The following is a 22,487-nucleotide window of genomic DNA, read 5'->3' on the forward strand; positions in this document are numbered from 1 at the left end:
AATACAATGAAATTCAGTGAACTGTGGTTACGCGAATGGGTTAACCCAGCAATTGATAGCGATGCGCTGTCAAACCAAATTACGATGGCGGGCCTGGAAGTTGATGGTGTGGAAGCCGTTGCCGGTGAATTTAACGGTGTTGTTGTCGGTGAAGTAGTTGAGTGCGGTCAGCACCCGAACGCTGACAAACTGCGCGTCACCAAAGTGAATGTCGGCGGCGATCGCCTGCTGGATATCGTCTGTGGTGCGCCGAACTGCCGCCAGGGACTGAAAGTTGCGGTAGCGACCATTGGTGCCGTTCTGCCGGGTGATTTTAAAATCAAAGCGGCGAAACTGCGTGGTGAGCCGTCTGAAGGCATGCTGTGCTCGTTTTCTGAGCTGGGTATTTCCGACGATCATAACGGTATTATTGAACTGCCTGCCGATGCGCCGATTGGCACCGACATCCGTGAATATCTGAAACTCAACGATAACACCATTGAAATCAGCGTTACGCCGAACCGTGCCGACTGCTTAGGCATTATCGGTGTTGCGCGCGATGTGGCTGTGCTGAACAAAGCTCCGCTGGTTGAACCGGAAATCACCCCGGTAGCGGCGACCATTAACGATGTACTGCCTATTCAGGTCGATGCTGCTGACGCGTGCCCACGCTATTTGGGTCGTGTGGTGAAAGGTATCAACGTGAAAGCGCCTACGCCACTGTGGATGAAAGAGAAACTGCGCCGTTGCGGTATTCGCTCCATCGATGCAGTGGTTGACGTGACTAACTATGTGCTGCTCGAACTGGGCCAGCCGATGCACGCATTCGACAAAGACCGCATTGAAGGCGGAATTGTCGTGCGTATGGCAAAAGAAGGGGAAACCCTGGTCCTGCTCGACGGCAGTGAAGCAAAACTGAGTGCGGATACGCTGGTGATTGCTGACCACAACAAAGCGCTGGCCATGGGGGGGATCTTTGGTGGTGAGCACTCTGGTGTGAACGATGAAACGCAAAACGTTCTGCTGGAATGCGCGTTCTTCAGCCCGTTGTCTATTACCGGTCGCGCGCGCCGTCACGGCCTGCACACCGATGCTTCTCACCGTTATGAGCGTGGTGTCGATCCTGCGCTGCAGTACAAAGCAATGGAACGTGCAACGCGTCTGCTGATTGATATCTGTGGCGGCGAAGCCGGCCCAGTGATTGATGTGACCAACGAAGCGACGTTGCCGAAGCGTGCCACTATTACGCTGCGTCGTAGCAAACTGGATCGCCTGATCGGCCACCCTATTGCCGATGAGCAGGTGAGCGATATTCTGCGTCGTCTGGGCTGTGAAGTGACTGAAGGCCAGGGCGAGTGGAAGGCTGTCGCGCCGAGCTGGCGTTTCGATATGGAGATTGAAGAAGATCTGGTCGAAGAAATCGCCCGCGTATACGGTTACGACAATATCCCGAATACCCCAATTCAGGCAGGACTCATCATGGGTGAGCATCGTGAAGCGGATCTCTCGCTGAAACGTGTTAAAACCATGCTGAATGACAAAGGCTACCAGGAAGTTATCACCTACAGCTTTGTTGATCCTAAAGTCCAGTCGTTGTTGCATCCGGGAGAAGAGGCGTTGCTGCTGCCAAGCCCAATCTCTATCGATATGTCAGCAATGCGTCTGTCTCTGTGGACCGGTTTGCTTTCAACGGTGGTTTATAACCAAAACCGTCAGCAAAACCGTGTGCGTATTTTTGAGACGGGTTTGCGTTTTGTACCGGATACGCAGGCTAACCTTGGGATCCGTCAGGATCTGATGCTGGCGGGCGTGATCTGCGGCAACCGTCATGATGAACACTGGAATCTGACGAAAGAGACGGTTGATTTCTATGATCTGAAGGGCGATCTGGAAGCGGTTCTCGACCTGACCGGCAAACTGGCGGACATCCAGTTCAAAGCTGAAGCGAATCCGGCCCTGCATCCGGGTCAGTCTGCGGCGATTTATCTGAAAGGTGAACGTATTGGTTTCATTGGGGTTGTTCATCCTGAACTGGAACGTAAACTGGATCTGAACGGTCGCACTCTGGTGTTCGAACTGGAGTGGAATAAGCTCGCAGACCGCGTGGTGCCTCAGGCGCGTGAAGTTTCTCGCTTCCCGGCGAACCGCCGTGACATCGCTGTTGTTGTGGCAGAAAACGTTCCCGCAGCGGATATTTTATCCGAATGTAAGAAAGTTGGCGTAAATCAGGTAGTTGGCGTAAACTTGTTTGACGTGTACCGCGGTAAGGGTGTTGCGGAGGGTTATAAGAGCCTCGCTATCAGCCTGATCCTTCAGGATACCAGCCGTACACTTGAAGAAGAGGAGATTGCCGCTACCGTCGCCAAATGTGTAGAGGCATTAAAAGAGCGATTCCAGGCATCATTGAGGGATTGAACCTATGGCGCTTACAAAAGCTGAAATGTCAGAATATCTGTTTGATAAGCTTGGGCTTAGCAAGCGGGATGCCAAAGAACTGGTCGAGCTGTTTTTCGAAGAGATCCGTCGTGCTCTGGAAAATGGTGAGCAGGTAAAACTCTCTGGTTTTGGTAACTTCGATCTGCGTGATAAGAATCAACGTCCGGGACGTAACCCGAAAACGGGCGAAGATATTCCCATTACAGCACGGCGCGTGGTGACCTTCAGACCCGGGCAGAAGTTAAAAAGCCGGGTTGAAAACGCAACGCCCAAAGAAGAGTGATTTAACGATACGCAAAGTATGACGCGTATAACTAAAAAGGCCGCTATGCGGCCTTTTTCCTTTTCACTACTGAATCAGCACCGTAGAATCTCCCCATCTTTTTTCAGCAGAATGGAAAACATGCTGACTTTCGCCCATCAACAGCAGCGACGAAACGTGCGCTGGATACTGTCTCTGTCAGTGCTGATGCTGCTGGCAACCATGATAAGTTTGTGCGCAGGAGAACAGTGGATTGCTCCCGGCGATTGGTTTAGCGCTCGTGGCGATCTGTTTGTCTGGCAAATTCGGCTGCCCCGTACACTTGCCGTATTGCTGGTAGGTGCCGCACTGGCCCTGGCTGGCGCGGTGATGCAGGCGCTGTTTGAAAATCCGCTCGCGGAGCCTGGCTTACTCGGTGTGTCTAATGGCGCGGGGGTAGGGCTTATTGCGGCTGTGCTGTTGGGGCAAGGGCAATTGCCCGGCTGGGCATTGGGCCTATGCGCCATTGCTGGTGCGCTGATTATCACTCTCATTCTTCTTCGTTTTGCCCGTCGACATTTATCGACCAGTCGTTTGCTGTTGGCAGGCGTGGCGCTGGGGATTATCTGCAGCGCTCTGATGACCTGGGCTATCTATTTTTCCACCTCTTTTGATCTTCGACAGTTGATGTACTGGATGATGGGGGGCTTCGGTGGCGTAGACTGGCATCAGGCCTGGCTCATGGTCGCGTTGCTCCCCGTATTGCTGTGGATTTGTTGCCAGTCGCAGCCGATGAATATGCTGGCGCTGGGCGAAACCTCCGCGCGCCAGCTGGGGCTGCCTTTATGGTTCTGGCGCAACCTGCTGGTGGTTGCCACGGGATGGATGGTTGGCGTGAGCGTGGCGCTGGCAGGGGCAATTGGTTTTATCGGGCTGGTAATCCCCCATATTCTGCGACTGTGTGGATTAACCGACCACCGCGTTTTACTCCCTGGGTGTGCGTTGGCAGGGGCAATTGCACTACTGTTTGCTGATGTCGTCGCACGTCTGGTACTGGCATCGGCTGAATTACCCATTGGTGTGGTGACAGCCACTATGGGTGCACCGGTATTTATCTGGTTATTGTTAAAAGCTGCGCGCTAGAAAGTGCAGGTTCGGTCTATGCTTAAAAGCTGAACAGGGTCATTCCACTATTCACCTGTTGTTCTGGAGATGCTATGCAAAACACGCTTTTTAATACGGAAGTGACAACCATCGACGGCGAGGCGACCTCATTGCAGGCGTATGCCGGAAATGTACTGCTAATTGTCAACGTAGCCTCAAAATGTGGGTTAACACCGCAGTATGAGCAACTGGAAAACCTGCAGAAAGCCTGGCATGGGCAGGGTTTCACCGTTCTGGGATTCCCCTGCAACCAGTTTCTGGGGCAGGAGCCCGGCAGTGAAGACGAGATTAAGACATATTGCAGCACAACCTGGGGCGTTACCTTCCCGATGTTCAGTAAGATTGATGTCAATGGCGAAGCCCGCCATCCGTTGTATCAGAAACTGATTGATGCGGCACCCACGGCGGTTGCACCTGCAGATAGCGGATTTTATGCGCGCATGGCGAGTAAAGGCCGCGCACCACTCTACCCGGACGATATTCTGTGGAACTTTGAGAAGTTCTTAGTCGGTCGGGATGGGCAGGTGCTGCAGCGTTATTCACCTGATATGACGCCTGAGGACCCGATTCTTGTCCACGCTATAAAGACTGCATTGGCCAACTAATGTCCCGATTAATGCTGCTACAGGATGTTGCGGAATCTACCCGACTCGGCCCGCTATCTGGTGAAATTAAAGCAGGAGAGATCCTGCATTTAGTGGGCCCCAACGGCGCGGGGAAAAGTACGTTGTTGGCGCGAATGGCGGGACTGACGACGGGAGAGGGAAGCATCACCTTTGGTGATACACCGCTCGGAGACTGGCCGGCAGCGAAGCTGGCGCAGTATCGTGCTTATCTTGCGCAACAGCAAAATCCGCCATTTGCGATGCCGGTCTGGCATTTTCTGACGCTGCATCAGCCTGATAAAGCGCGAACAGACCTGCTGCAGGAGGTGGCTGATGCGCTTGGGCTGGGAGATAAACTGGGACGTGGTGTAAATCAGCTGTCAGGGGGGGAATGGCAACGTGTGCGTCTGGCGGCCGTCATTCTGCAAATGAGTCCACAGTCTAATCCGCATGGGCAACTTTTGTTGCTGGATGAGCCGATGAATAGCCTGGACGTGGCGCAACAAAACGCGCTGGATAGATTGTTGAGCCAGCTGTGTCTGCAAGGAATCGCCATTGTGATGAGCAGTCATGATCTTAACCATACGCTACGCCATGCGCACAAGGCGTGGTTGCTCAAACGCGGAAAGCTGCTGGCGAGCGGTTCGCGTGATGTGGTGCTGACGCCAGCAAATTTGTCGTTGGCCTATGGTGTAAATTTCCGTCGCCTGGATATTGAAGGCCACAGAATGCTCATATCAACCACTTAAGTTAAATGGGTTCTTGAAAATCACATAATTTCCACGCTAAATTGACACAAAAATAAAAATCAGAGGATTCGTCCTGAATGCGCTTTTGGCTCCTTTTCATCACAGCATTGTTTTTGGCGGGGTGCAGCAGCCATCGAGCTCCTGCGCCGAATGCCCGACTGTCGGACTCTATCGCCGTTATCGCGGGTCTTAACGATCAGTTGCAAACCTGGCATGGCACTCCCTATCGCTATGGCGGTATGAGCCGTAGCGGGGTGGATTGTTCGGGATTTGTGTTGATGACGATGCGTGATCAATTCGATCTTCAATTACCGCGAGACACACGTACTCAATCAAAGATTGGTACCGAGATCGATAAAGATGATTTGCTACCCGGCGATCTGGTTTTCTTTAAAACGGGTTCCGGTGAAAGTGGTCTGCATGTCGGAATTTACGATACCAATAATCAATTTATCCATGCTTCAACCAGTCGCGGAGTGATGCGTTCTTCACTGGATAACGTCTACTGGCGTAAAAACTTTTGGCAGGCACGCCGAATTTAATCATTACGGGTGACGAGAGCGGCTCGCGGCTTTCTCGTCATCCTCATTTTAAATGTCAACTTTCACTTCTGCTGTTTGTCGGTCAATAACCCCAAACGTTAAGAGCGTATCTTGCTAAAAATATGATTTATCCCGAGATATTAAAAAGTGCAAAGCTGGATATTCGTTTATAATCAGGATAAGCTAAAAAAAAAGGATTCGATTTACTGGCTAAAAAGGGAAAAATGAAAGGGCCTCTATTTGTATCAGCAGCAACGTATTTTTCCATCCTTTGCTACAGGATGCCGGATTACACCCATGCAGAGGGGCTGGCACAATGATTGTTTCACTGGATTATCTTTATCATTCAGAGTTCTCTTTTCTTCCTGCACGAAGTGAAAAAGGTGACCTTGAGTTCGTCGATATTGTTACAAACTTTGTCAGCCCGGATGGCAACGTACGCATGCCAACAGAGCTGGTTATGCCCCGGATGTCAGACGACGAGCAATGTCGTTTATTTGCCGAGAAGCTGGAATTAATCGAAACGTGCCAACACTTTTTTATTCAACGCAAAATTCCGGCCTGGATTAATTTAACGCCAGCGGTTGCTAATACTTTATTATCAGACGCAGAATATGCTTCACGTGTTGAACGATTTTCATTTATTGAACTGACGATTAATGAAAGTTATCCGGAGTTAAACAGTGGCAAAGAAAATCCCACACTGGCGGCTCTGGCTGCGCGGTTCCCATTAATACTGACAAACTACGGTGCCGGGGGCATATCCACGCGGGCAATTTTTGATGGTCTGTTCAAACGTGTCGTGCTGGATAAAAACTTTGTTCAACAAAGGATTACACATATTTCGTTTGAGCCGTTTATGCGGGCTATTCTGGCGCAATTATCCCCCAGTTGTGAATCAATCATCATTAGCGGTATTGATACACAGGAGATGCTGGCGCGGGTATTGCCTTTGGGATTCGGCGCTATGCAAGGAGGACTGTGGCCGGCGGTATCACCTGCAAAGATCATTTCACTGGTAAAATGATAACCCTTTTATTTGCTGGTGTTTAACAGGCTATTAACAGTCTACACTAGAGACAGGAGGCCCTATGACCCTGTCTTTTACTACTCGCTGGCGTGATGAATTACCAGCAACCTATACCGCTCTTTCGCCCACCCCCCTGAAAAACGCGCACATAATCTGGCATAACGATGCTCTGGCTGCGCAATTGGGTATTCCAGATGCGTTGTTTGATGTTTCTGGTGGGGCAGGTGTATGGGGGGGCGAATCGCTACTACCTGGGATGTCGCCATTGGCACAAGTCTACAGCGGGCATCAGTTCGGTGTCTGGGCCGGGCAACTCGGCGATGGACGAGGGATTCTGCTGGGTGAGCAATTGCTTGCAGATGGCACAACCCTTGACTGGCATCTGAAAGGCGCTGGATTAACGCCTTATTCCCGCATGGGGGATGGGCGCGCCGTGCTGCGCTCGACGATTAGAGAGAGCCTGGCCAGTGAAGCCATGCATTATTTGGGGATACCCACAACCCGGGCCTTGTCGATTGTCACCAGCGAGACTCCGGTGCAGCGAGAGACCACTGAAGCAGGCGCGATGCTTATTCGCGTGGCACAAAGCCATATGCGTTTCGGTCATTTTGAGCACTTTTATTATCGTCGTGAACCGGAAAAAGTACGCCAGCTTGCTGACTTTGCGATCCGTCATTACTGGCCACAATGGCAGGAAGAGGCGGATAAGTATCAGTTGTGGTTTACGGATGTTGTTACGCGCACCGCGGTGTTAATGGCCGACTGGCAAGCCGTAGGCTTTGCGCATGGGGTGATGAACACGGACAACATGTCGATTCTTGGCCTGACGATGGATTATGGTCCCTTCGGTTTCCTTGATGATTACGTGCCAGATTTTATCTGCAACCACTCCGATCATCAGGGGCGCTATAGTTTTGATAATCAGCCTGCTGCGGCGTTGTGGAACCTACAACGTCTGGCGCAGACGCTGTCGCCATTCATTCCGGTTGATGTGCTCAATGATGCGCTGGACGGATATCAACTGGCCTTGCTCACCCGCTATGGGCAACGCATGCGGCAAAAACTGGGTTTCTTTAGCGAGCAGAAAAACGATAACGAAATCCTTAGCGAACTGTTTAGCCTGATGGCGCGGGAAGGTAGCGACTACACGCGAACGTTCCGCATGCTCAGCCAAACGGAACAACACAGTGCCTTGTCCCCACTGCGCGATGAGTTTATTGACCGTGCGGCATTCGACGACTGGTTCACACGTTACCGCACGCGCCTGCAACAAGACAATGTAGCTGATGTTGTCAGACAAGCGCAGATGAAGACGGCGAATCCGGCTATGGTGCTACGTAACTGGCTGGCTCAGCGGGCAATAAGCCAGGCAGAGCAGGGTGATTATACCGAACTACATCGGTTACACGCTGCGTTACGTTCGCCGTTTATCGATCGGGATGATGATTATATCAGCCGTCCACCTGACTGGGGTAAACGGCTGGAGGTAAGTTGTTCCAGCTAAGGTGCGAGAAAAACTTGTGGGGATGCGTTGGCCGGGTGTTGGCCAACGTGAACCTGAGCACCATACCAGCGCATCAGATCATCAGCCTGTAACACGGCGTCGGGTCTCCCTTGAGACACAATGCTTCCTTGATGGAGCAGTATGATCCGGTCAGCCCACAGTGCTGCCAGATTGAGATCGTGAAGCACAATGCACACATGCAGCTCTCCCGAAGCGGTTAGCGTCTTCAGCAAGCGTAACAGGTGCTGCTGGTGATAAAGATCCAGCGCAGAGGTGGGTTCATCAAGGAATAACCAGCCGTGAGGCGCGCCGTTGCACCAAAGTTGTGCCAGTGCACGGGCCAACTGCACTCGCTGTTGTTCGCCACCGGAAAGCGCGGCGTATTGCCGGCCCGCCAACGGTGTGCATCCGGTCATTTCCATTACCTGAGCGATAAGTCGGGGTTCCTGCTGTTGGGTCCAGGGTGCGCGGCCCATCGCGATGACGGCTTCTGTCTGCCAGTCAAAACCTACCTGCGTTTGCTGACGCATAACCGCGCGATGGCGCGACAGCGTCTGCGTACTCCAGTCAGCCAGTGATTTGCCATCCAACAAACAGTGTCCGGCAGTCGGTTTTAGAAAGCCGGTCAACAGACGTAGCAGGGTGGATTTTCCCGCACCATTCGGCCCGATTAGCGCGACCAGTTCACCTTTAGCAAGTTTGAGCGATACGTCGTCAATAACTGAGCGACCAGCAAGGCGATAGTGAAGCCCTTCTGCAATAAAATGTTCAGTCATGCGCTCCTCGCTGACGAAAAATAAGCCATAAAAACCATGGCGCACCGAGAATACTGGTCAGCAGACCAACGGGCATTTCCGCAGGCGCAACTGCGGTGCGGGCGAGAGTATCGGCAATCAGTAGTAAAAATGCGCCAGCCAGAACAGAACCGGGGATCACGGCCCGATGGTCTGAGCCGAGCCACATACGCATTAAATGCGGAACAACCAAACCGATGAACCCAATGACTCCGCTGACCGCTACAGCAGCGGCCACGAGTAATGCGCTGCACAACAACAAAATACGCTGGATCGTCCGGACATCAACGCCGAGATAATGCGCCTCCTCCTCACCCAGTTGTAACAGGTTCAGTGCCGCAGCCAGGCGCCAGATAACCAGCACTGTTGGGAGCATTAGCGAGGTGACGGCCAGTAGTGTTGACCACTGCGCCGAACCCAAACTGCCCATCCCCCAAAGTGACAACTGGCGCAGTTGCGCATCATTGCTGATCCACGACAGAACGCCGACCGCCGCCCCGCAGAGTGCGTTGATGGCAATTCCGACCAACAACAGACGCGATAGCGAACCGCCACGCTGTTGGCTGAGGATAAAAATCACCACGGTGGCAGCCAGTGCCCCGAGAAATGCCGCCATCATTGGCGCATACAGCATGAGTAACGCGGGTAATGAGACCGGTAACACTACCCACAGGGCGACGGCGCAGGCCGCACCGCTGCTAATGCCCAGTAGCCCTGGGTCGGCAAGCGGGTTGCGAAACAATCCCTGCATGACGCAACCAGCCAGTGCCAGTGAGCCGCCAATCACCAGCGCGAGCAGAACGCGCGGTAGCCGAATGGTGAGCCAGATTTGACGCAAAGCGTCATCTCCGCCCTGCCAGAGCAGGCTTACCGGCAGGCGCAACGCGCCAAAACCGGTCGCCAGTATCGTCATGACACCCAGCATAAAGGCCAGCGTCCATAACGAGCAGGTGATTCGTCGGGTCATCAGGGCAATTGCTCCGCTTTGGCGCGTAGCTGCAAAATGGCCTGTGGCGTGCGAACGCTAAAGCCCAGTAATGCCATATCATCAATCTGCAGTACCTGCTTATTGCGCCCGGCAGGCGTTTGCGCAAGTCCAGGCAGTGCCCACAGGTTAGCTTCACCACCAACGGCCTGAATACCATCCCGTGAGATCACCACCAGGTCGGGCTGGCTGGCTATTACGCCTTCTTGTGATAACGGCTGGTAACGGCTAAAACCCTGCATTGCGTTACGTAAACCGGCCGCGCGAATAGCGGCATCGGCTCCGGTATGCTGGCCCGCCGCCATCGAGGTCATCCCGCCATGATTGAGAATAAACAGCACGCGTTTGTTAAGTTCAGATGACGGCAATACCGTCATTTCCTGACGTAAGCGGGTGCGCAGCGTTTCACCGTCAGCCTCCCGATGGGTGGCTTTGGCGATGACGCGAATTTTTTCATCAATCACGTTAAGATCGTTACTCGCCGGGATCGTGACAACCCTGACGTTGCTCTGCTCAAGCTGTTTTAGCGCCAGAGAAGGCTGCGCTTGTGCGCTGGCTAGCACCAGCGTAGGGCGGGTAGCCAGGATCCCTTCAGCGTTGAGTTGGCGTAAATAACCAACATCCGGTAGCGTGTTTGCCGCTTCAGGCCACTGGCTGGTGCTGTCTCGCGCCACAAGGGAAGACTGTGCTCCCAGTGCGTATACAATCTCGGTGACATCACCACCGAGAGCCACAACGCGTTCTTCGTCAGCAGCCAGCGCTGCGATGGGCAGCAGCGCAATCAGGACCAGCAGTTTTTTCATGCGGCCAGTCCTTTTGGCGTTAAGGCATCGATCTGCGCTCGCCATTGTGCCTGCTCCGGTTCACCTTCCGTACGCTGTCCATAAAGCTGGGCGATTTGCGTGCCATCTGCGGCAAACAACTCCAGGCTGGTCACGTGACCATCGGCGGTCGGTTTACGTGTTACCCACGTTTCGGCGACGCGCTCTTCCAGCAGATGCAGGGTAAAGGTCGGGTTGAAAATATTGAGCCAGCCTTTCATCGGCACCAGTTTTTCTACCACGCCGGTAAAGATCTGCACGCAGCCGCGATTACCCACAAATACCATGATTTCGTTGCCATCTTGTTGTGTGGTTTCGAGTAACTGTGCCAACGCGCCATTACTGACTTTACAGGCTAGGTCGTCACCTACCAGATTAAATGCATGTTGGCGGGTCAGATTATGGCGCTTCAGTAGGCCGAAGAACTGATGAACATCGGTCATGGCGCGCCACTCTTTGTCCACTGTCGCAGCGTCTACGTTAACGGCGGGAACGACGGGTTCGACAGTTTGCAGCGTCAGCGGCGGGTTTTCTGCAAAGATGAAACGGGTCAGCAGCGAACCCCATGCGGTAATATCGGTATTCTCCGTGACATAAACCTTCAGCAGCGCATCACCCTGATGGTCGAAAAATTGGATACTTTGACGTTCGCCACGGGCGGTGGTTTCGCTGATATGGAAGGCGCTGGCCCACTGGTTCAGGAACAGACGTAAATCGAGGGCGCGTGGGTTCAGTACCAGCCCGGCATGACCGTTAAGGTGTTGGTTGGTAAAGGCACCGGTTTGTTCATGCACTGCATATTCATTACGGCAAATACATTTTGTTTCGCCTACGGTTTCCAGAGCGCCCAGGATCTCGCGCACTTCGCCGCGTAAACGCCACGCGTCATGACCGACGCGTGCGAAGGTCAGTTCAGCTTCGCTAATGTTCATCAACCCTGCGATGTCACGGGCATATTTTCCAGGATGTTCTTTTTTCAGTTCCAGCCAGCGTGTGTAGTGATTCATTGCCTCTTCCTTCCAGATTGCTGCCCCGGCTCGTCGGGGCAGGGTGATTACCACTGATAACTCACGAAAATTTTGCCGTTACGGCCATCTTGCGGAATGCCTTGCGGAGACCAGTACTCTTTGTCAAAAGCGTTACCCAGTACCAGCGTGGTGGTCATACCTTTCAGTGCCTGTTGACCCTGATAGCTCACGTAAAAGTCGTTTACTGCATAGCCGGGCTGTTTGGTGTAGCTGCTGCTGATATGGGTTGAGCGGTCCGCAAACGTACCTATCCAGCCGACTGAGAAACCGCTGTGTGCTACGGGTATGTTCAGTTTGCTGGTGACGGTATCCGGGTTAATGCTGGAAATGTATTCACCGGTGTCGGTATCTTTGCCTCGTGTACGGTTGTAGGCCATGTCTAAACTGAACAGATCGGCGGAGTACTTCGCCATCACGTCCCAGCCCCAGATTTTGGCATTGGGTACGTTATAGGACATGGTCGTCGCGGCAGCAAAATTGACGCTGGTGGAGATGTAATCTTTCGCTTTGGTATCGAAATAGCTGGCTTTAAATTCGAGCGCATCGCTTGCCATCAGCAAATCGTCAAAGCGCAAACCGAAGCCATACTCCTGCGTTTCGTTGGTTTCCGGACGCAGGTTAGGGTTGGGTACCCAATAGTTGGTGTAAAAACGGCCGATGGAGAAGTGTTTTGCATCGTTGTACATCTCGCCCATTGTCGGCGCGCGGAAAGCCTGAGCCCAGGACCCGAACAGCATCAGCCAGTCGGCCGGCGTGACGGTCATTCCTGCGCGGGACGACCATTTGTCGGCATCGACATCCGCGTAACCATCGCTGCTACCGCGATATGAGTCATAGCGTGTACCACCCAGCAATGTTACTGGCAGATCTCGCAGGGTGATTTCATCCTGTAGCCAGCCGGAGCTGAAATCAATTTTTGCCTCAGGGAAACCGGTTGTCGCACCGCCGGGGCGTTGTTCCTGGCGATAGTACTCCCCCCCGTAAGTTAACAGGTGAGAAGCAAAAGAGTCGGTAAACAACCGGCTGCGGTTATCAATTTTTCCGCCTTTGGTCGTTTGTTTGCGAAACTCATTAGTTGCATCCGGATTCTGGGCATTAATGCGCGCCTCGGACCAGTAAATGCGAGCATCAGCGTTCAGCCAGTCATTGTCCGCAGGGGCGAGCGTGTAGGTCAACTGTGCGTCACGCTGGATCGTTGAGCGATCGGTCATCGGGTTGTTACTGGTATCAGCTGCGCTGGTTTGCGGATTTTTGGGCTCACGTGCATCATTGTTGTAATAACGTAGTGAGCCTGCCAGCGTCTGGGCGCTGTCAATTTTCCAGCTACCTTTTGCCAGCATATTGTTTATTGCTTCATCGTTCGGCGCGGTGGTACCGTCGCTCTGGCGTAAGTCACCGCGATCGCGAGTTGACCAGGCGAGCAGACCGTCCAGCGTGTCGGTTCGACCAAACGCGCTGGCCCCCATGCCGAGGCTATGATCGCCCGAGGCAGCAGTACCGAACACGCGGTAACCGCTGTTTTTACCCGCTTCAAGTAAGTCTTTAGCGTCCGCTGTGTCATAGGCGATGACCCCGCCGAGCGCACCGCTGCCGTACAGCAGAGCCGAAGGGCCACGCACCACTTCGATACGTTTAATGAGCGCCGGATCCAGAAATGTACTGTTCAGGTGTCCGGTGTCGGTTCCCTGACGTACGCCGTCTACCAGCACCAGCACTCCGCGGCGGTCATAGCCGCGCAGATTGACGTCCTGACCGTTGGTTCGTCCCGTACCATCAAGGGTAAGTCCAGGCACTTTACGTAACAGATCTGCCGCTGAACTGGCCGTTTGGTTTTCCGGCGCGGTCGCATCAATCACGCTGACCATCATTGGCGCTTCAAAGGCACTGCGGGCATTGCCGGTGGCGGTGACAGTCATATCTTCAGCCGCCGCATAGGCGGCGACGGGAAGGTGACTTATGATCGCCAGTGCCAAAAGCGATGGGCGCAGCGATGTCGTGTGCAGGTGTGGCATAGCAACTCTCCATTAGAAAATCGAAAGCGCTGGCTGCCTGGGTATCACCTGGGTGGCTGGCGTAATAGGTATTTATTTAGTCAGAATGAGTTTTCCGGCATGTGTCTGGCGCAGCAGGTAGTGCTGACCATCATGTTCTATGATCACTCGTCCTTCATTTCCCAGCAGGCTTTTACTGTCAATCCGACGTTCGTTAGGCGTGACAGAGGGCGGTGTTTTTTCTTTTGCAGGCGTTGCTGTAGTGTTATCCATACGTGACATAGTGTTTAAAAATGACAATCAATGTAACAATGATAATCATTATCAATAAACTGAGAATTTGCATCAAGCCTTTTTGTGAAATAATTGTGACGGGATCAAATTTGCGTGATTGTGCTGCATTAAAAAAGCCCGGTAGCATTACGCTGACCGGGCCTGGAGGGGCACGAACCGTAGGTCGGGTCAGGCGAAACCGCCACCCGGGCATGATGTTAGAATCGACTGTCTACCGCCGCGGCGAGTTTTTCGACCAGCAGTTCCGTATCTTCCCAGTTCAGGCAGGGATCGGTGATTGACTGACCATAAACCAGTGGCTGGCCGCTGACGATTTTTTGCGTACCTTCGCGTAAGAAACTTTCCGCCATGATCCCGGCTATTGCCGTCGAACCATTGCGAATCTGCTGACAGACGTCATCGCACACTTCTAACTGACGGCGATGCTGCTTCTGGCAATTACCATGGCTGAAATCCACCACCAGATGCTCCGGCAAAGAGAATTCATGCAGTGTATCGCAGGCCGCGGCAATATCTTCGGCAGAGTAGTTCGGCTTTTTACCACCGCGCATGATGATATGACCGTAGGGGTTGCCGCTGGTCTGATAGATAGTCATCTGCCCGGTTTTATCCGGTGAGAGGAACATGTGGCTGGCGCGTGACGCACGAATAGCATCGACGGCGATACGTGTATTGCCATCTGTCCCGTTTTTGAACCCGACAGGGCAGGAGAGCGCGGAAGCCATTTCACGGTGAATTTGGCTCTCTGTGGTGCGTGCACCAATTGCGCCCCAACTGATCAGATCGGCAATAAACTGACCTGTCACCATATCGAGGAATTCAGTGGCTGTCGGTACACCCAGTTCATTGACCTGTAACAGCAGTTTACGTGCCAGCTCAATACCATGATTTACACGATAGCTGCCATTCAAATCCGGGTCGGAAATGAGGCCTTTCCAGCCCACGACGGTACGCGGTTTTTCAAAATAGGTACGCATCACGATTTCCAGACGCGCCTGGTGTTTAGTACGCAGTGCCTGCAAACGCGTGGCGTATTCCATGGCGGCATCGAGATCGTGAATCGAGCAAGGGCCAACGATAACCAGCAAGCGAGGGTCTTCACCATTCAAAATTTTTTCTATCCGGCGTCGGGAATCCGTAACATGGCGGGCGACGGAGGACGAAACAGGATGCCGTTGCGCAAGCTCTGCTGGAGTGACCAGGTTGTCAATACGCGCAGTACGGAGTTCATCGGTTCTGTTCATTACTTATCTCAGAAATTTGTTGCTTCAACGGCAGGACTACCGGGAAGTGATGTACATCACAATATCACACTCATCCTGCCTGGTGGCGAGCATAATAACAAAAAATCGAACCAATGCACTAGCATTCTAGTACATGCGGCGATTCAGCCCCATGATGTCGAGGATCTTGGTGGCAATCTCTTCTACTGAATAATTGGTACTGTTTAACCACGGAATTTGATTTTTCCGGTACAGCGCCTCGACTTCAGCAACTTCCATTCGGCACTGGCGCAGCGAGGCGTAGCGACTGTTTTCACGGCGTTCTTCGCGGATGGCCGTCAGGCGTTCAGGGTCAATCGTCAGACCAAACAGTTTGTGTTGTAACGGCTTCAAAGAGGCGGGCAGTACCAGATTATCCATATCATCGGCAATAAAGGGGTAGTTAGCGGCCCGGATACCAAACTGCATTGCCAGGTATAAGCTGGTAGGCGTTTTTCCGCAGCGGGAAACGCCAAGCAGGATCACCTGTGCCTGATCAAGGTTGCGCAACGAGATACCGTCGTCGTGCGCGAGGGTGTAATCAATGGCGGCAATACGCGCATCATACTTGTTGAGATTGCCAGGATTCAGGCCGTGCGTGCGATGCGCGATCGGTGTGGGGTCGAGTTTCATCTCGTGTTGCAACGGGGCGACCAATGCCTGGACGATGTCCTGGCAAAAACCCTCGCTTTGTAAAATGATCGAGCGAATTTCCGGCAACACGATGGAGTAGAACACCAGCGGACGCACACCCGTTTGTTGATAAATGGCGTCAATCTGGTCTTTAACCGCACGAGCACGACTCTCATTTTCAACAAACGGCAGCGTAATGCTGCTGATCGTGACCGGAAATTGCGACATTACCGCGTGACCCAATACCTCTGCGGTGATGGCTGTGCCATCAGAAATATAAAATACATGACGATCAACAGCATTATCCATTTTGCTCATCCTGGGGGCAGACATAATTCTCTGAAAGCATAAATTAAAATTCGTCAGAAGCGAATATTGCTGTATCTACTTTATAAAATGAAACGCTATTTTTATATTTAATGAAAAGTACATTTCATTTTTCGGAACAAATGTTTATACCGACTGATTTTGTGGTGATCCCGTGCCGTTCGCGGGTTTGCGCAAATGCGGAAAGAATCTGAAAAAATAAAAAATAAAGTTGCTTGAACGATTCACCGTTTTTTTCGCTGAGGTAAATATGCCAAGATAATTACGCAAAATTGAGTTTCCTAACCTCGTTCATATATAAGGATTGTTCGATGTCCAACAATGGCTCGTCACCGCTGGTGCTTTGGTATAACCAACTCGGCATGAATGATGTAGACAGAGTTGGGGGCAAAAATGCCTCCCTGGGTGAAATGATTACTAACCTTTCAGGTATGGGCGTTTCCGTACCGAATGGTTTTGCAACGACCGCCGATGCGTTTAACCAGTTTCTGGACCAAAGCGGCGTAAACCAGCGCATTTATGAGCTGCTGGATAAAACGGATATCGACGATGTTACCGAGCTTGCAAAAGCGGGTGCACAGATCCGCCAGTGGATTATCGACACTCCTTTCCAGCCTGAACTGGAAAATGCCGTCCGCGATGCCTACGCGCAGCTGTCAGCGGACGATGCCAATGCTTCTTTTGCTGTGCGTTCCTCCGCTACCGCAGAAGATATGCCAGATGCGTCATTCGCCGGCCAGCAGGAAACGTTCCTTAACGTCCAGGGCTTTGATGCGGTACTGGTCGCTATCAAACACGTGTTTGCCTCGCTGTTTAACGACCGCGCAATCTCCTATCGTGTTCATCAGGGCTATGATCACCGTGGTGTAGCGTTGTCTGCGGGCGTTCAGCGGATGGTGCGTTCTGACCTGGCGTCTTCCGGCGTCATGTTCTCCATTGATACCGAATCCGGCTTCGACCAGGTGGTGTTTATCACCTCCGCGTGGGGACTGGGTGAAATGGTGGTGCAGGGTGCTGTGAACCCGGATGAATTCTACGTGCACAAACCGACACTGGCGGCCAACCGTCCGTCCATCGTGCGTCGTACTATGGGCTCTAAGAAAATCCGCATGATTTATGCGCCGACTCAGGAGCATGGCAAGCAGGTTACCATTGAAGACGTTCCGCAGGCGCAACGCGATATTTTCTCACTGACCAACGAGGAAGTGCAGGAGCTGGCGAAGCAGGCGGTGCAAATCGAGAAGCACTACGGTCGTCCGATGGACATCGAATGGGCTAAAGACGGTCATACCGGTAAGCTGTTCATTGTACAGGCTCGCCCGGAAACCGTACGTTCTCGCGGCCAGGTGATGGAACGTTATACGCTGCATGCTCAGGGTAAAATTATTGCTGAAGGTCGCGCCATCGGTCACCGCATTGGTGCTGGTCCGGTAAAAGTCATTCATGACATCAGCGAAATGAACCGTATCGAGCCAGGCGATGTGCTGGTTACCGACATGACCGACCCGGACTGGGAACCGATCATGAAAAAAGCGGCGGCGATCGTCACCAACCGCGGCGGTCGTACCTGTCACGCGGCGATTATTGCCCGTGAACTGGGCATTCCGGCGGTTGTTGGCTGTGGCGATGCGACCGAACGCATGAAAGACGGCGAGAAAGTCACTGTCTCCTGTGCGGAAGGCGACACCGGCTACGTGTATGCCGACATGCTGGACTTCAGCGTGAAGAGTTCCAGCGTGGAAACCATGCCGGATCTGCCGTTGAAAGTGATGATGAACGTCGGTAACCCGGACCGCGCTTTTGACTTCGCTTGTCTGCCAAACGAAGGTGTCGGCCTGGCGCGTCTCGAGTTTATTATCAACCGTATGATTGGCGTGCACCCACGTGCACTGCTGGAATTCGATGATCAAACGCCGGAACTGCAAAACGAAATCCGCGCGATGATGAAAGGGTTTGATTCACCACGCGAGTTCTACGTAGGTCGCCTGACTGAAGGGATCGCGACGCTGGGTGCGGCGTTTTATCCGAAACGTGTCATCGTGCGCATGTCGGACTTTAAGTCCAACGAATATGCCAACCTGGTCGGCGGTGAGCGTTATGAACCGCATGAAGAGAACCCGATGTTGGGCTTCCGTGGCGCCGGTCGTTATGTTGCGGATAGCTTCCGTGACTGTTTTGCGCTGGAATGTGATGCCGTAAAACGTGTCCGTAACGACATGGGGCTGACTAACGTGGAAGTAATGGTACCGTTTGTTCGTACCGTTGCTCAGGCGAAGGCGGTCGTGGAAGAGCTGGCACGTCAGGGGCTGAAGCGCGGCGAGAATGGACTGAAGATCATCATGATGTGTGAGATCCCATCCAACGCCTTGCTGGCTGAACAGTTCCTCGAATACTTCGACGGCTTCTCTATCGGGTCTAACGACATGACACAGCTGGCGCTGGGTCTGGACCGTGACTCTGGCGTGGTTTCTGAGCTGTTTGATGAGCGTAACGATGCGGTGAAAGCACTGTTGTCGATGGCGATTCGTGCTGCTAAGAAACAAGGCAAATACGTTGGTATTTGTGGCCAGGGCCCATCTGACCACGAAGACTTCGCGGCCTGGCTGATGGAAGAGGGGATCGACAGCCTGTCGCTGAACCCGGACACCGTAGTACAAACCTGGCTGAGTCTGGCTGAACTGAACAAGTAATATCATGCCTTATCCGGCCTATTCAACGTAGGCCGGATAAGATGCGTTAGCATTGCCATCCGGCGCTTTATCCGGTAATACTCTCCACGCTCAAACGCTGAATAATATCCTGACGTAGCTGAAATTTTTGGATCTTGCCAGACGCCGTGCGCGGTAACTTCTCGACAACCACGATGTGCTCCGGGTACTTGTATTTTGCTACCCGTTTACGGCTAAAAAAGGCCACGACAGACTCCAGCGACAGCGAATGGTGCGGAGGTTTTAGCACCACATACGCACACGATCTTTCGCCTAAACGATCGTCAGGCATTGCCACAACGCAGGCATCATGGATACGCGGATGCTGCAACAAAATATCCTCGACCTCGCGGCTACTGATATTTTCTCCACCGCGCACAATAATATCTTTCTTACGCCCGGTGATTTTGATGTATCCGGCATCGTCCATTCGGCACAAATCGCCGCTGTAATACCAGCCGTCGTTATCCAGTGCTCGGGCGGTCAGTTCAGGTTCATCAAGGTAGCCCATAAAAACATTGGGTCCGCGGGATGCCTCTTCTCCTTCCATCCCCGCAGGCAACGTGTTACGTGCCTTATCGACGACTTTAATTTCCACGCCGGCAGCGGCATATCCGTCGGTGTTCATCTGGCGGGAAAGCGAATCATTCAGATTGACCACCGCGTGCGGCGAGCTTTCTGTTGAGCCATAGACGCTTAAAAGTTTAATGCCGAGCTGCTGACAATCGCGGGCTATTTTTTTCGGAATGGTAGTGCCGCCGCATAAGAAAAAGCGTAACGACGAGAGATCGTAGGGATGTTTTTCCACGCAACACAGCATGTCATAGACGAACGGTGTAGCGCCGAGTACGCAGGTACAGCGCTGTTGTTCCAGCAATTCTAGACAAGCTGCGGGAGTAAAAATATCCAGCAGTACGCTGCGTGCGCCAAGTAAAAACGGTGCGGTCACGCCATGTAAAAAACCGGTAGCATGGCCGAGTGGCGCGGGCATTAAAAAGACATCCAGCCAGGTGAGATTAAGACGGGCACAATAGGCGCGTTCACTGGCCAGGATGTTGTTGTGGGTCAGCATTACCCCTTTGGGCATCCCCTCTGTTCCGGAGGTAAACAGCACCGCAGCCAGCTCATCGGCATGCACGTTGACTGGCTGAGTTAAGGGTGGAGATAAAAGAAGCTGGCTGAGTGCCAGTGAGTCTGTCGCGGGTGCCAGCTTATCGACGGCAACAATCTGTTGCAGATGTGGTAGCTGGTTTTGCAAGGGTAGGATCAGATCCACCGGCCGGGTTTGTTTAAACAGCGTAGGAGCGAAAAAAATCTTTGCCTTGCATTTGTTCAGAACCCATACCAGCTCGGCTTCGCGCCAGGCAGGAAGTAGTGGTACGGAAACCGCCCCGGTTTTCAAACAGGCCAGATAGATAAGGGTGAATTCACACCAGCCGGGCAATTGAAAGGCGACGCGGTCACCAGGCTGGATTCCGCAGGCTAACAACCAGGTCGCCAGGCGGCTGGCGGCACTGTCGAGCGCGGCGTAGGTGTATGAATCGCCGTGATTATCGACCACAGCGATTTTGTCCGGCATCGCCTGGGCGGTTTGGCTCCAGTAATCACCCAGCGATGCATCCCCCCAAAATCCTTGTTGTCGATAAGCTTCCCGACGTTCGGCATTAAACGTTAATGTGACACTCATGAGTTATTCCCTGGATAATTTCGGTACACGTCCTGCCGGATAACAGACGTGCTGTACCCGGCGTACAACAGGCGATACGTGTTAGCCGTAACGGAAATCCACACCAAATGTCCCAACCGGGTATTCCCATTGTTCGAGGATAGTGGAACCGCACAGAACCCGGCAGGTACCACATTCCAGGCAGCCGGCGGAATCAAAATGAATATTTCCACTTTCGTCCTGCTTATAAAGTCCAGCAGGACAGGCTTTCAGCAGCTTGCGAAATTCTTTCATGTCAGGATGTTCGGCAAGGATGATGTGCGGATGCCCCTCATCGACATTGAATTTGTTAACGCCCAGTTTGACGTCAACATTTACGGTGTTGTCCTGACTCATAGCGCGGTTGCTCCCTTGATGCCGTCTTTCAGTAGGTTCATCAGCCCAATCTGCTTCGCGTGGGACAAAATGGTCTTGCGAATTGGCTGGTTCGGGCTGCCATCAACGGTGAACATATCGCTCATGATATCGGCCACCATGCGCGGGTATTGGGTAAACAAACGGGGGTTTTCCATTAGCGCGGGGATCTTACGGAAATGTTGTAAATCACGTATTACACAACCCTGTTCAAGGGCGCGTTTGTAGTCCATCAGGCTGCTGGCGGAGAAATCCTGACGTTCTTTCGCGGCAATGGCGGTTTTGGCCGCAGCCTCTGCAGAAGCGATCGCCAAATCCATGCCACGCACGGTGTAGCCCAGGTTCAGACAAAAACCGGCGGCGTCGCCGACGATCATCACCCCGTCATCAACCAGCTTCGGTACCATCGCCAGGCCACCTTCCGGAACCATGTGCGCGGAATACTCCAGCAGCTCACCGCCGGCGATCAGTGGGCGAATAGTTGGGTGTTGTTTAAAATCTTCCAGCATTTGCGGAATGCTTTTTGTCGCATGCTCGATATCGCCCAGACCACATACCAGCCCCAGAGAGATGGAGTCTTTGTTGGTGTACAGGAAACCTCCGCCCATCAGTCCATTAGATGGCGAACCGGCAAACAACCAGGCGGCCCCTTCATTTCCTGATAGATTAAAACGATCTGCAATGACTGCTGGTGGCAGGCCGATCAGTTCTTTTACGCCAACGGCATAATGATGCGCCGAAGAGGGCGGTACCATTCCCAGTGAACGGCCCAGCATAGAATTGACGCCATCAGCAAGGATAACGATATTGGCTTCCAGGATATCGTCACCCGCCTGCACGCCAGTGACTTTGTTGCCTTCTCGGATCAGGGAATCGACGCGAACGCCCGGAATAAACTGAGCCCCGGCCTGTTCGGCTTTTTCCATCAACCAGGGATCGAGTCTGTTGCGCAATACGGTATAGGAGTCCTGCGCTGGGCTGTTGTCTTTTTCACGATGGAAATCGAGGGTGACAGCACTTTCTTCGGTAAGGAAAGAGATTTTTTCGCGAGTCACTTTCCGTTCGACAGGGGCTTCCTCTGCGAAGCCGGGCATAATATGCTCAAGGCTATGTGTGTAGAGCCGTCCTCCGGTCATATTTTTGCTGCCAGCACTGTTTCCGCGTTCAATAACCAGCACGTCCAGCCCAGCCTGGGCCATAACGTAACCCGCTACCGCACCCGCCACGCCAGCTCCGACCACAATGGCATCAAATTTTTCATCTGACATGTTATTTGCTCCTTTCCCGCCGCGAGTGCAGCGGGATATGTGCGTT

20 protein-coding genes are annotated in these 22,487 nt (G+C 52.9%); 9 read left to right on the forward strand and 11 right to left on the reverse strand.

Going from position 1 to position 22,487, the window contains the following annotated elements; translation table 11 throughout:
• Window positions 1-6: 6 nt before the first annotated feature.
• From pheT to selO, 8 genes are all read left to right on the forward strand, one after another.
• The gene (pheT, locus tag QMN38_RS02115; RefSeq protein ID WP_271449092.1) at window positions 7-2,394 is read left to right on the forward strand and encodes a phenylalanine--tRNA ligase subunit beta; all 2,388 of its coding nucleotides are present in this window, start codon (window positions 7-9) and stop codon (window positions 2,392-2,394) included.
• 4 nt (window positions 2,395-2,398) lie between these two features.
• Window positions 2,399-2,698 (forward strand): integration host factor subunit alpha, encoded by a 300-nt coding sequence (gene ihfA / locus QMN38_RS02120; protein WP_003030571.1) that lies wholly within the window; start codon window positions 2,399-2,401, stop codon window positions 2,696-2,698.
• A gap of 120 nt (window positions 2,699-2,818) precedes the next feature.
• A complete protein-coding gene (gene btuC, locus QMN38_RS02125; protein WP_271449091.1) occupies window positions 2,819-3,799 on the forward strand; it encodes a vitamin B12 ABC transporter permease BtuC in 981 nt (326 codons plus the stop codon).
• 74 nt (window positions 3,800-3,873) lie between these two features.
• Entirely contained in the window at window positions 3,874-4,425 is a 552-nt protein-coding gene (locus QMN38_RS02130; RefSeq protein ID WP_271440757.1) for a glutathione peroxidase, read from the forward strand.
• Window positions 4,425-5,174: a vitamin B12 ABC transporter ATP-binding protein BtuD gene (gene btuD / locus QMN38_RS02135; RefSeq protein ID WP_271449090.1), complete on the forward strand. Its 750-nt coding sequence runs from the start codon at window positions 4,425-4,427 to the stop codon at window positions 5,172-5,174. The genes QMN38_RS02130 and btuD overlap by 1 nt, the downstream gene beginning before the upstream one ends.
• Before the next feature lie 77 nt (window positions 5,175-5,251).
• The gene (locus QMN38_RS02140; protein ID WP_005120307.1) at window positions 5,252-5,716 is read left to right on the forward strand and encodes an NlpC/P60 family protein; all 465 of its coding nucleotides are present in this window, start codon (window positions 5,252-5,254) and stop codon (window positions 5,714-5,716) included.
• A gap of 316 nt (window positions 5,717-6,032) precedes the next feature.
• Entirely contained in the window at window positions 6,033-6,743 is a 711-nt protein-coding gene (locus tag QMN38_RS02145; protein ID WP_271455365.1) for an EAL domain-containing protein, read from the forward strand.
• 64 nt (window positions 6,744-6,807) lie between these two features.
• Window positions 6,808-8,250, forward strand: a complete 1,443-nt coding sequence (selO, locus tag QMN38_RS02150; RefSeq protein ID WP_323604380.1) for a protein adenylyltransferase SelO — start codon at window positions 6,808-6,810, stop codon at window positions 8,248-8,250.
• On the opposite strand, the gene QMN38_RS02155 is transcribed toward selO, so the two are convergent.
• The 8 genes from QMN38_RS02155 to ppsR all read right to left on the reverse strand — a co-directional run bounded on the left by QMN38_RS02155 (window position 8,247) and on the right by ppsR (window position 16,367).
• Window positions 8,247-9,026: a heme ABC transporter ATP-binding protein gene (locus QMN38_RS02155; protein ID WP_323604381.1), complete on the reverse strand. Its 780-nt coding sequence runs from the start codon at window positions 9,024-9,026 to the stop codon at window positions 8,247-8,249. The genes selO and QMN38_RS02155 overlap by 4 nt on opposite strands.
• The gene (locus QMN38_RS02160; protein WP_323604382.1) at window positions 9,019-10,011 is read right to left on the reverse strand and encodes a FecCD family ABC transporter permease; all 993 of its coding nucleotides are present in this window, start codon (window positions 10,009-10,011) and stop codon (window positions 9,019-9,021) included. The genes QMN38_RS02155 and QMN38_RS02160 overlap by 8 nt, the downstream gene beginning before the upstream one ends.
• Window positions 10,011-10,832, reverse strand: coding sequence for a heme/hemin ABC transporter substrate-binding protein (locus tag QMN38_RS02165; RefSeq protein WP_323604383.1), 822 nt, complete (start codon window positions 10,830-10,832; stop codon window positions 10,011-10,013). Before QMN38_RS02165 ends, QMN38_RS02160 begins: the two co-directional genes overlap by 1 nt.
• Window positions 10,829-11,857: a hematinate-forming heme oxygenase ChuS gene (gene chuS / locus QMN38_RS02170; RefSeq protein ID WP_323604384.1), complete on the reverse strand. Its 1,029-nt coding sequence runs from the start codon at window positions 11,855-11,857 to the stop codon at window positions 10,829-10,831. The genes QMN38_RS02165 and chuS overlap by 4 nt, the downstream gene beginning before the upstream one ends.
• Before the next feature lie 47 nt (window positions 11,858-11,904).
• A complete protein-coding gene (locus tag QMN38_RS02175) occupies window positions 11,905-13,890 on the reverse strand; it encodes a TonB-dependent hemoglobin/transferrin/lactoferrin family receptor (RefSeq protein WP_323604385.1) in 1,986 nt (661 codons plus the stop codon).
• 72 nt (window positions 13,891-13,962) lie between these two features.
• Complete coding sequence (hemP, locus tag QMN38_RS02180) at window positions 13,963-14,151, reverse strand: hemin uptake protein HemP (RefSeq protein WP_271449083.1); 189 nt, start codon at window positions 14,149-14,151, stop codon at window positions 13,963-13,965.
• A 209-nt stretch (window positions 14,152-14,360) separates the two neighbouring features.
• Complete coding sequence (gene aroH / locus QMN38_RS02185; protein WP_005120291.1) at window positions 14,361-15,407, reverse strand: 3-deoxy-7-phosphoheptulonate synthase AroH; 1,047 nt, start codon at window positions 15,405-15,407, stop codon at window positions 14,361-14,363.
• Between the two features lie 126 nt (window positions 15,408-15,533).
• On the reverse strand, window positions 15,534-16,367 hold the full coding sequence (gene ppsR / locus QMN38_RS02190; protein WP_137383349.1) for a posphoenolpyruvate synthetase regulatory kinase/phosphorylase PpsR: 834 nt from the start codon (window positions 16,365-16,367) through the stop codon (window positions 15,534-15,536).
• A 329-nt stretch (window positions 16,368-16,696) separates the two neighbouring features.
• Between ppsR and ppsA the strand changes: the two genes are divergently transcribed.
• Window positions 16,697-19,075, forward strand: coding sequence for a phosphoenolpyruvate synthase (gene ppsA, locus QMN38_RS02195; RefSeq protein WP_202038802.1), 2,379 nt, complete (start codon window positions 16,697-16,699; stop codon window positions 19,073-19,075).
• Between the two features lie 67 nt (window positions 19,076-19,142).
• Here ppsA and fadK read toward each other — a convergent pair whose 3' ends face one another.
• From fadK to QMN38_RS02210, 3 genes are all read right to left on the reverse strand, one after another.
• Complete coding sequence (gene fadK, locus QMN38_RS02200; RefSeq protein ID WP_323604386.1) at window positions 19,143-20,780, reverse strand: medium-chain fatty-acid--CoA ligase; 1,638 nt, start codon at window positions 20,778-20,780, stop codon at window positions 19,143-19,145.
• 81 nt (window positions 20,781-20,861) lie between these two features.
• Window positions 20,862-21,155 (reverse strand): ferredoxin family protein, encoded by a 294-nt coding sequence (locus QMN38_RS02205; protein ID WP_271440768.1) that lies wholly within the window; start codon window positions 21,153-21,155, stop codon window positions 20,862-20,864.
• Complete coding sequence (locus QMN38_RS02210; RefSeq protein ID WP_271449080.1) at window positions 21,152-22,441, reverse strand: FAD-dependent oxidoreductase; 1,290 nt, start codon at window positions 22,439-22,441, stop codon at window positions 21,152-21,154. The genes QMN38_RS02205 and QMN38_RS02210 overlap by 4 nt, the downstream gene beginning before the upstream one ends.
• Between the last annotated feature and the right edge of the window lie 46 nt (window positions 22,442-22,487).

Source organism: Citrobacter sp. R-1.5.2, from assembly GCF_035064245.1.
In the GTDB taxonomy this organism is placed as follows: domain Bacteria; phylum Pseudomonadota; class Gammaproteobacteria; order Enterobacterales; family Enterobacteriaceae; genus Citrobacter.

What these genes read in the sequence shown, in the direction of transcription:
- pheT (WP_271449092.1), top strand. Translation starts at nt 7, where the DNA reads ATGAAATTCAGTGAACTGTGGTTACGCGAATGGGTTAACCCAGCAATT.
- ihfA (WP_003030571.1), top strand. Translation starts at nt 2,399, where the DNA reads ATGGCGCTTACAAAAGCTGAAATGTCAGAATATCTGTTTGATAAGCTT.
- btuC (WP_271449091.1), top strand. Translation starts at nt 2,819, where the DNA reads ATGCTGACTTTCGCCCATCAACAGCAGCGACGAAACGTGCGCTGGATA.
- QMN38_RS02130 (WP_271440757.1), top strand. Translation starts at nt 3,874, where the DNA reads ATGCAAAACACGCTTTTTAATACGGAAGTGACAACCATCGACGGCGAG.
- btuD (WP_271449090.1), top strand. Translation starts at nt 4,425, where the DNA reads ATGTCCCGATTAATGCTGCTACAGGATGTTGCGGAATCTACCCGACTC.
- QMN38_RS02140 (WP_005120307.1), top strand. Translation starts at nt 5,252, where the DNA reads ATGCGCTTTTGGCTCCTTTTCATCACAGCATTGTTTTTGGCGGGGTGC.
- QMN38_RS02145 (WP_271455365.1), top strand. Translation starts at nt 6,033, where the DNA reads ATGATTGTTTCACTGGATTATCTTTATCATTCAGAGTTCTCTTTTCTT.
- selO (WP_323604380.1), top strand. Translation starts at nt 6,808, where the DNA reads ATGACCCTGTCTTTTACTACTCGCTGGCGTGATGAATTACCAGCAACC.
- QMN38_RS02155 (WP_323604381.1), bottom strand. Translation starts at nt 9,026, where the DNA reads ATGACTGAACATTTTATTGCAGAAGGGCTTCACTATCGCCTTGCTGGT.
- QMN38_RS02160 (WP_323604382.1), bottom strand. Translation starts at nt 10,011, where the DNA reads ATGACCCGACGAATCACCTGCTCGTTATGGACGCTGGCCTTTATGCTG.
- QMN38_RS02165 (WP_323604383.1), bottom strand. Translation starts at nt 10,832, where the DNA reads ATGAAAAAACTGCTGGTCCTGATTGCGCTGCTGCCCATCGCAGCGCTG.
- chuS (WP_323604384.1), bottom strand. Translation starts at nt 11,857, where the DNA reads ATGAATCACTACACACGCTGGCTGGAACTGAAAAAAGAACATCCTGGA.
- QMN38_RS02175 (WP_323604385.1), bottom strand. Translation starts at nt 13,890, where the DNA reads ATGCCACACCTGCACACGACATCGCTGCGCCCATCGCTTTTGGCACTG.
- hemP (WP_271449083.1), bottom strand. Translation starts at nt 14,151, where the DNA reads ATGTCACGTATGGATAACACTACAGCAACGCCTGCAAAAGAAAAAACA.
- aroH (WP_005120291.1), bottom strand. Translation starts at nt 15,407, where the DNA reads ATGAACAGAACCGATGAACTCCGTACTGCGCGTATTGACAACCTGGTC.
- ppsR (WP_137383349.1), bottom strand. Translation starts at nt 16,367, where the DNA reads ATGGATAATGCTGTTGATCGTCATGTATTTTATATTTCTGATGGCACA.
- ppsA (WP_202038802.1), top strand. Translation starts at nt 16,697, where the DNA reads ATGTCCAACAATGGCTCGTCACCGCTGGTGCTTTGGTATAACCAACTC.
- fadK (WP_323604386.1), bottom strand. Translation starts at nt 20,780, where the DNA reads ATGAGTGTCACATTAACGTTTAATGCCGAACGTCGGGAAGCTTATCGA.
- QMN38_RS02205 (WP_271440768.1), bottom strand. Translation starts at nt 21,155, where the DNA reads ATGAGTCAGGACAACACCGTAAATGTTGACGTCAAACTGGGCGTTAAC.
- QMN38_RS02210 (WP_271449080.1), bottom strand. Translation starts at nt 22,441, where the DNA reads ATGTCAGATGAAAAATTTGATGCCATTGTGGTCGGAGCTGGCGTGGCG.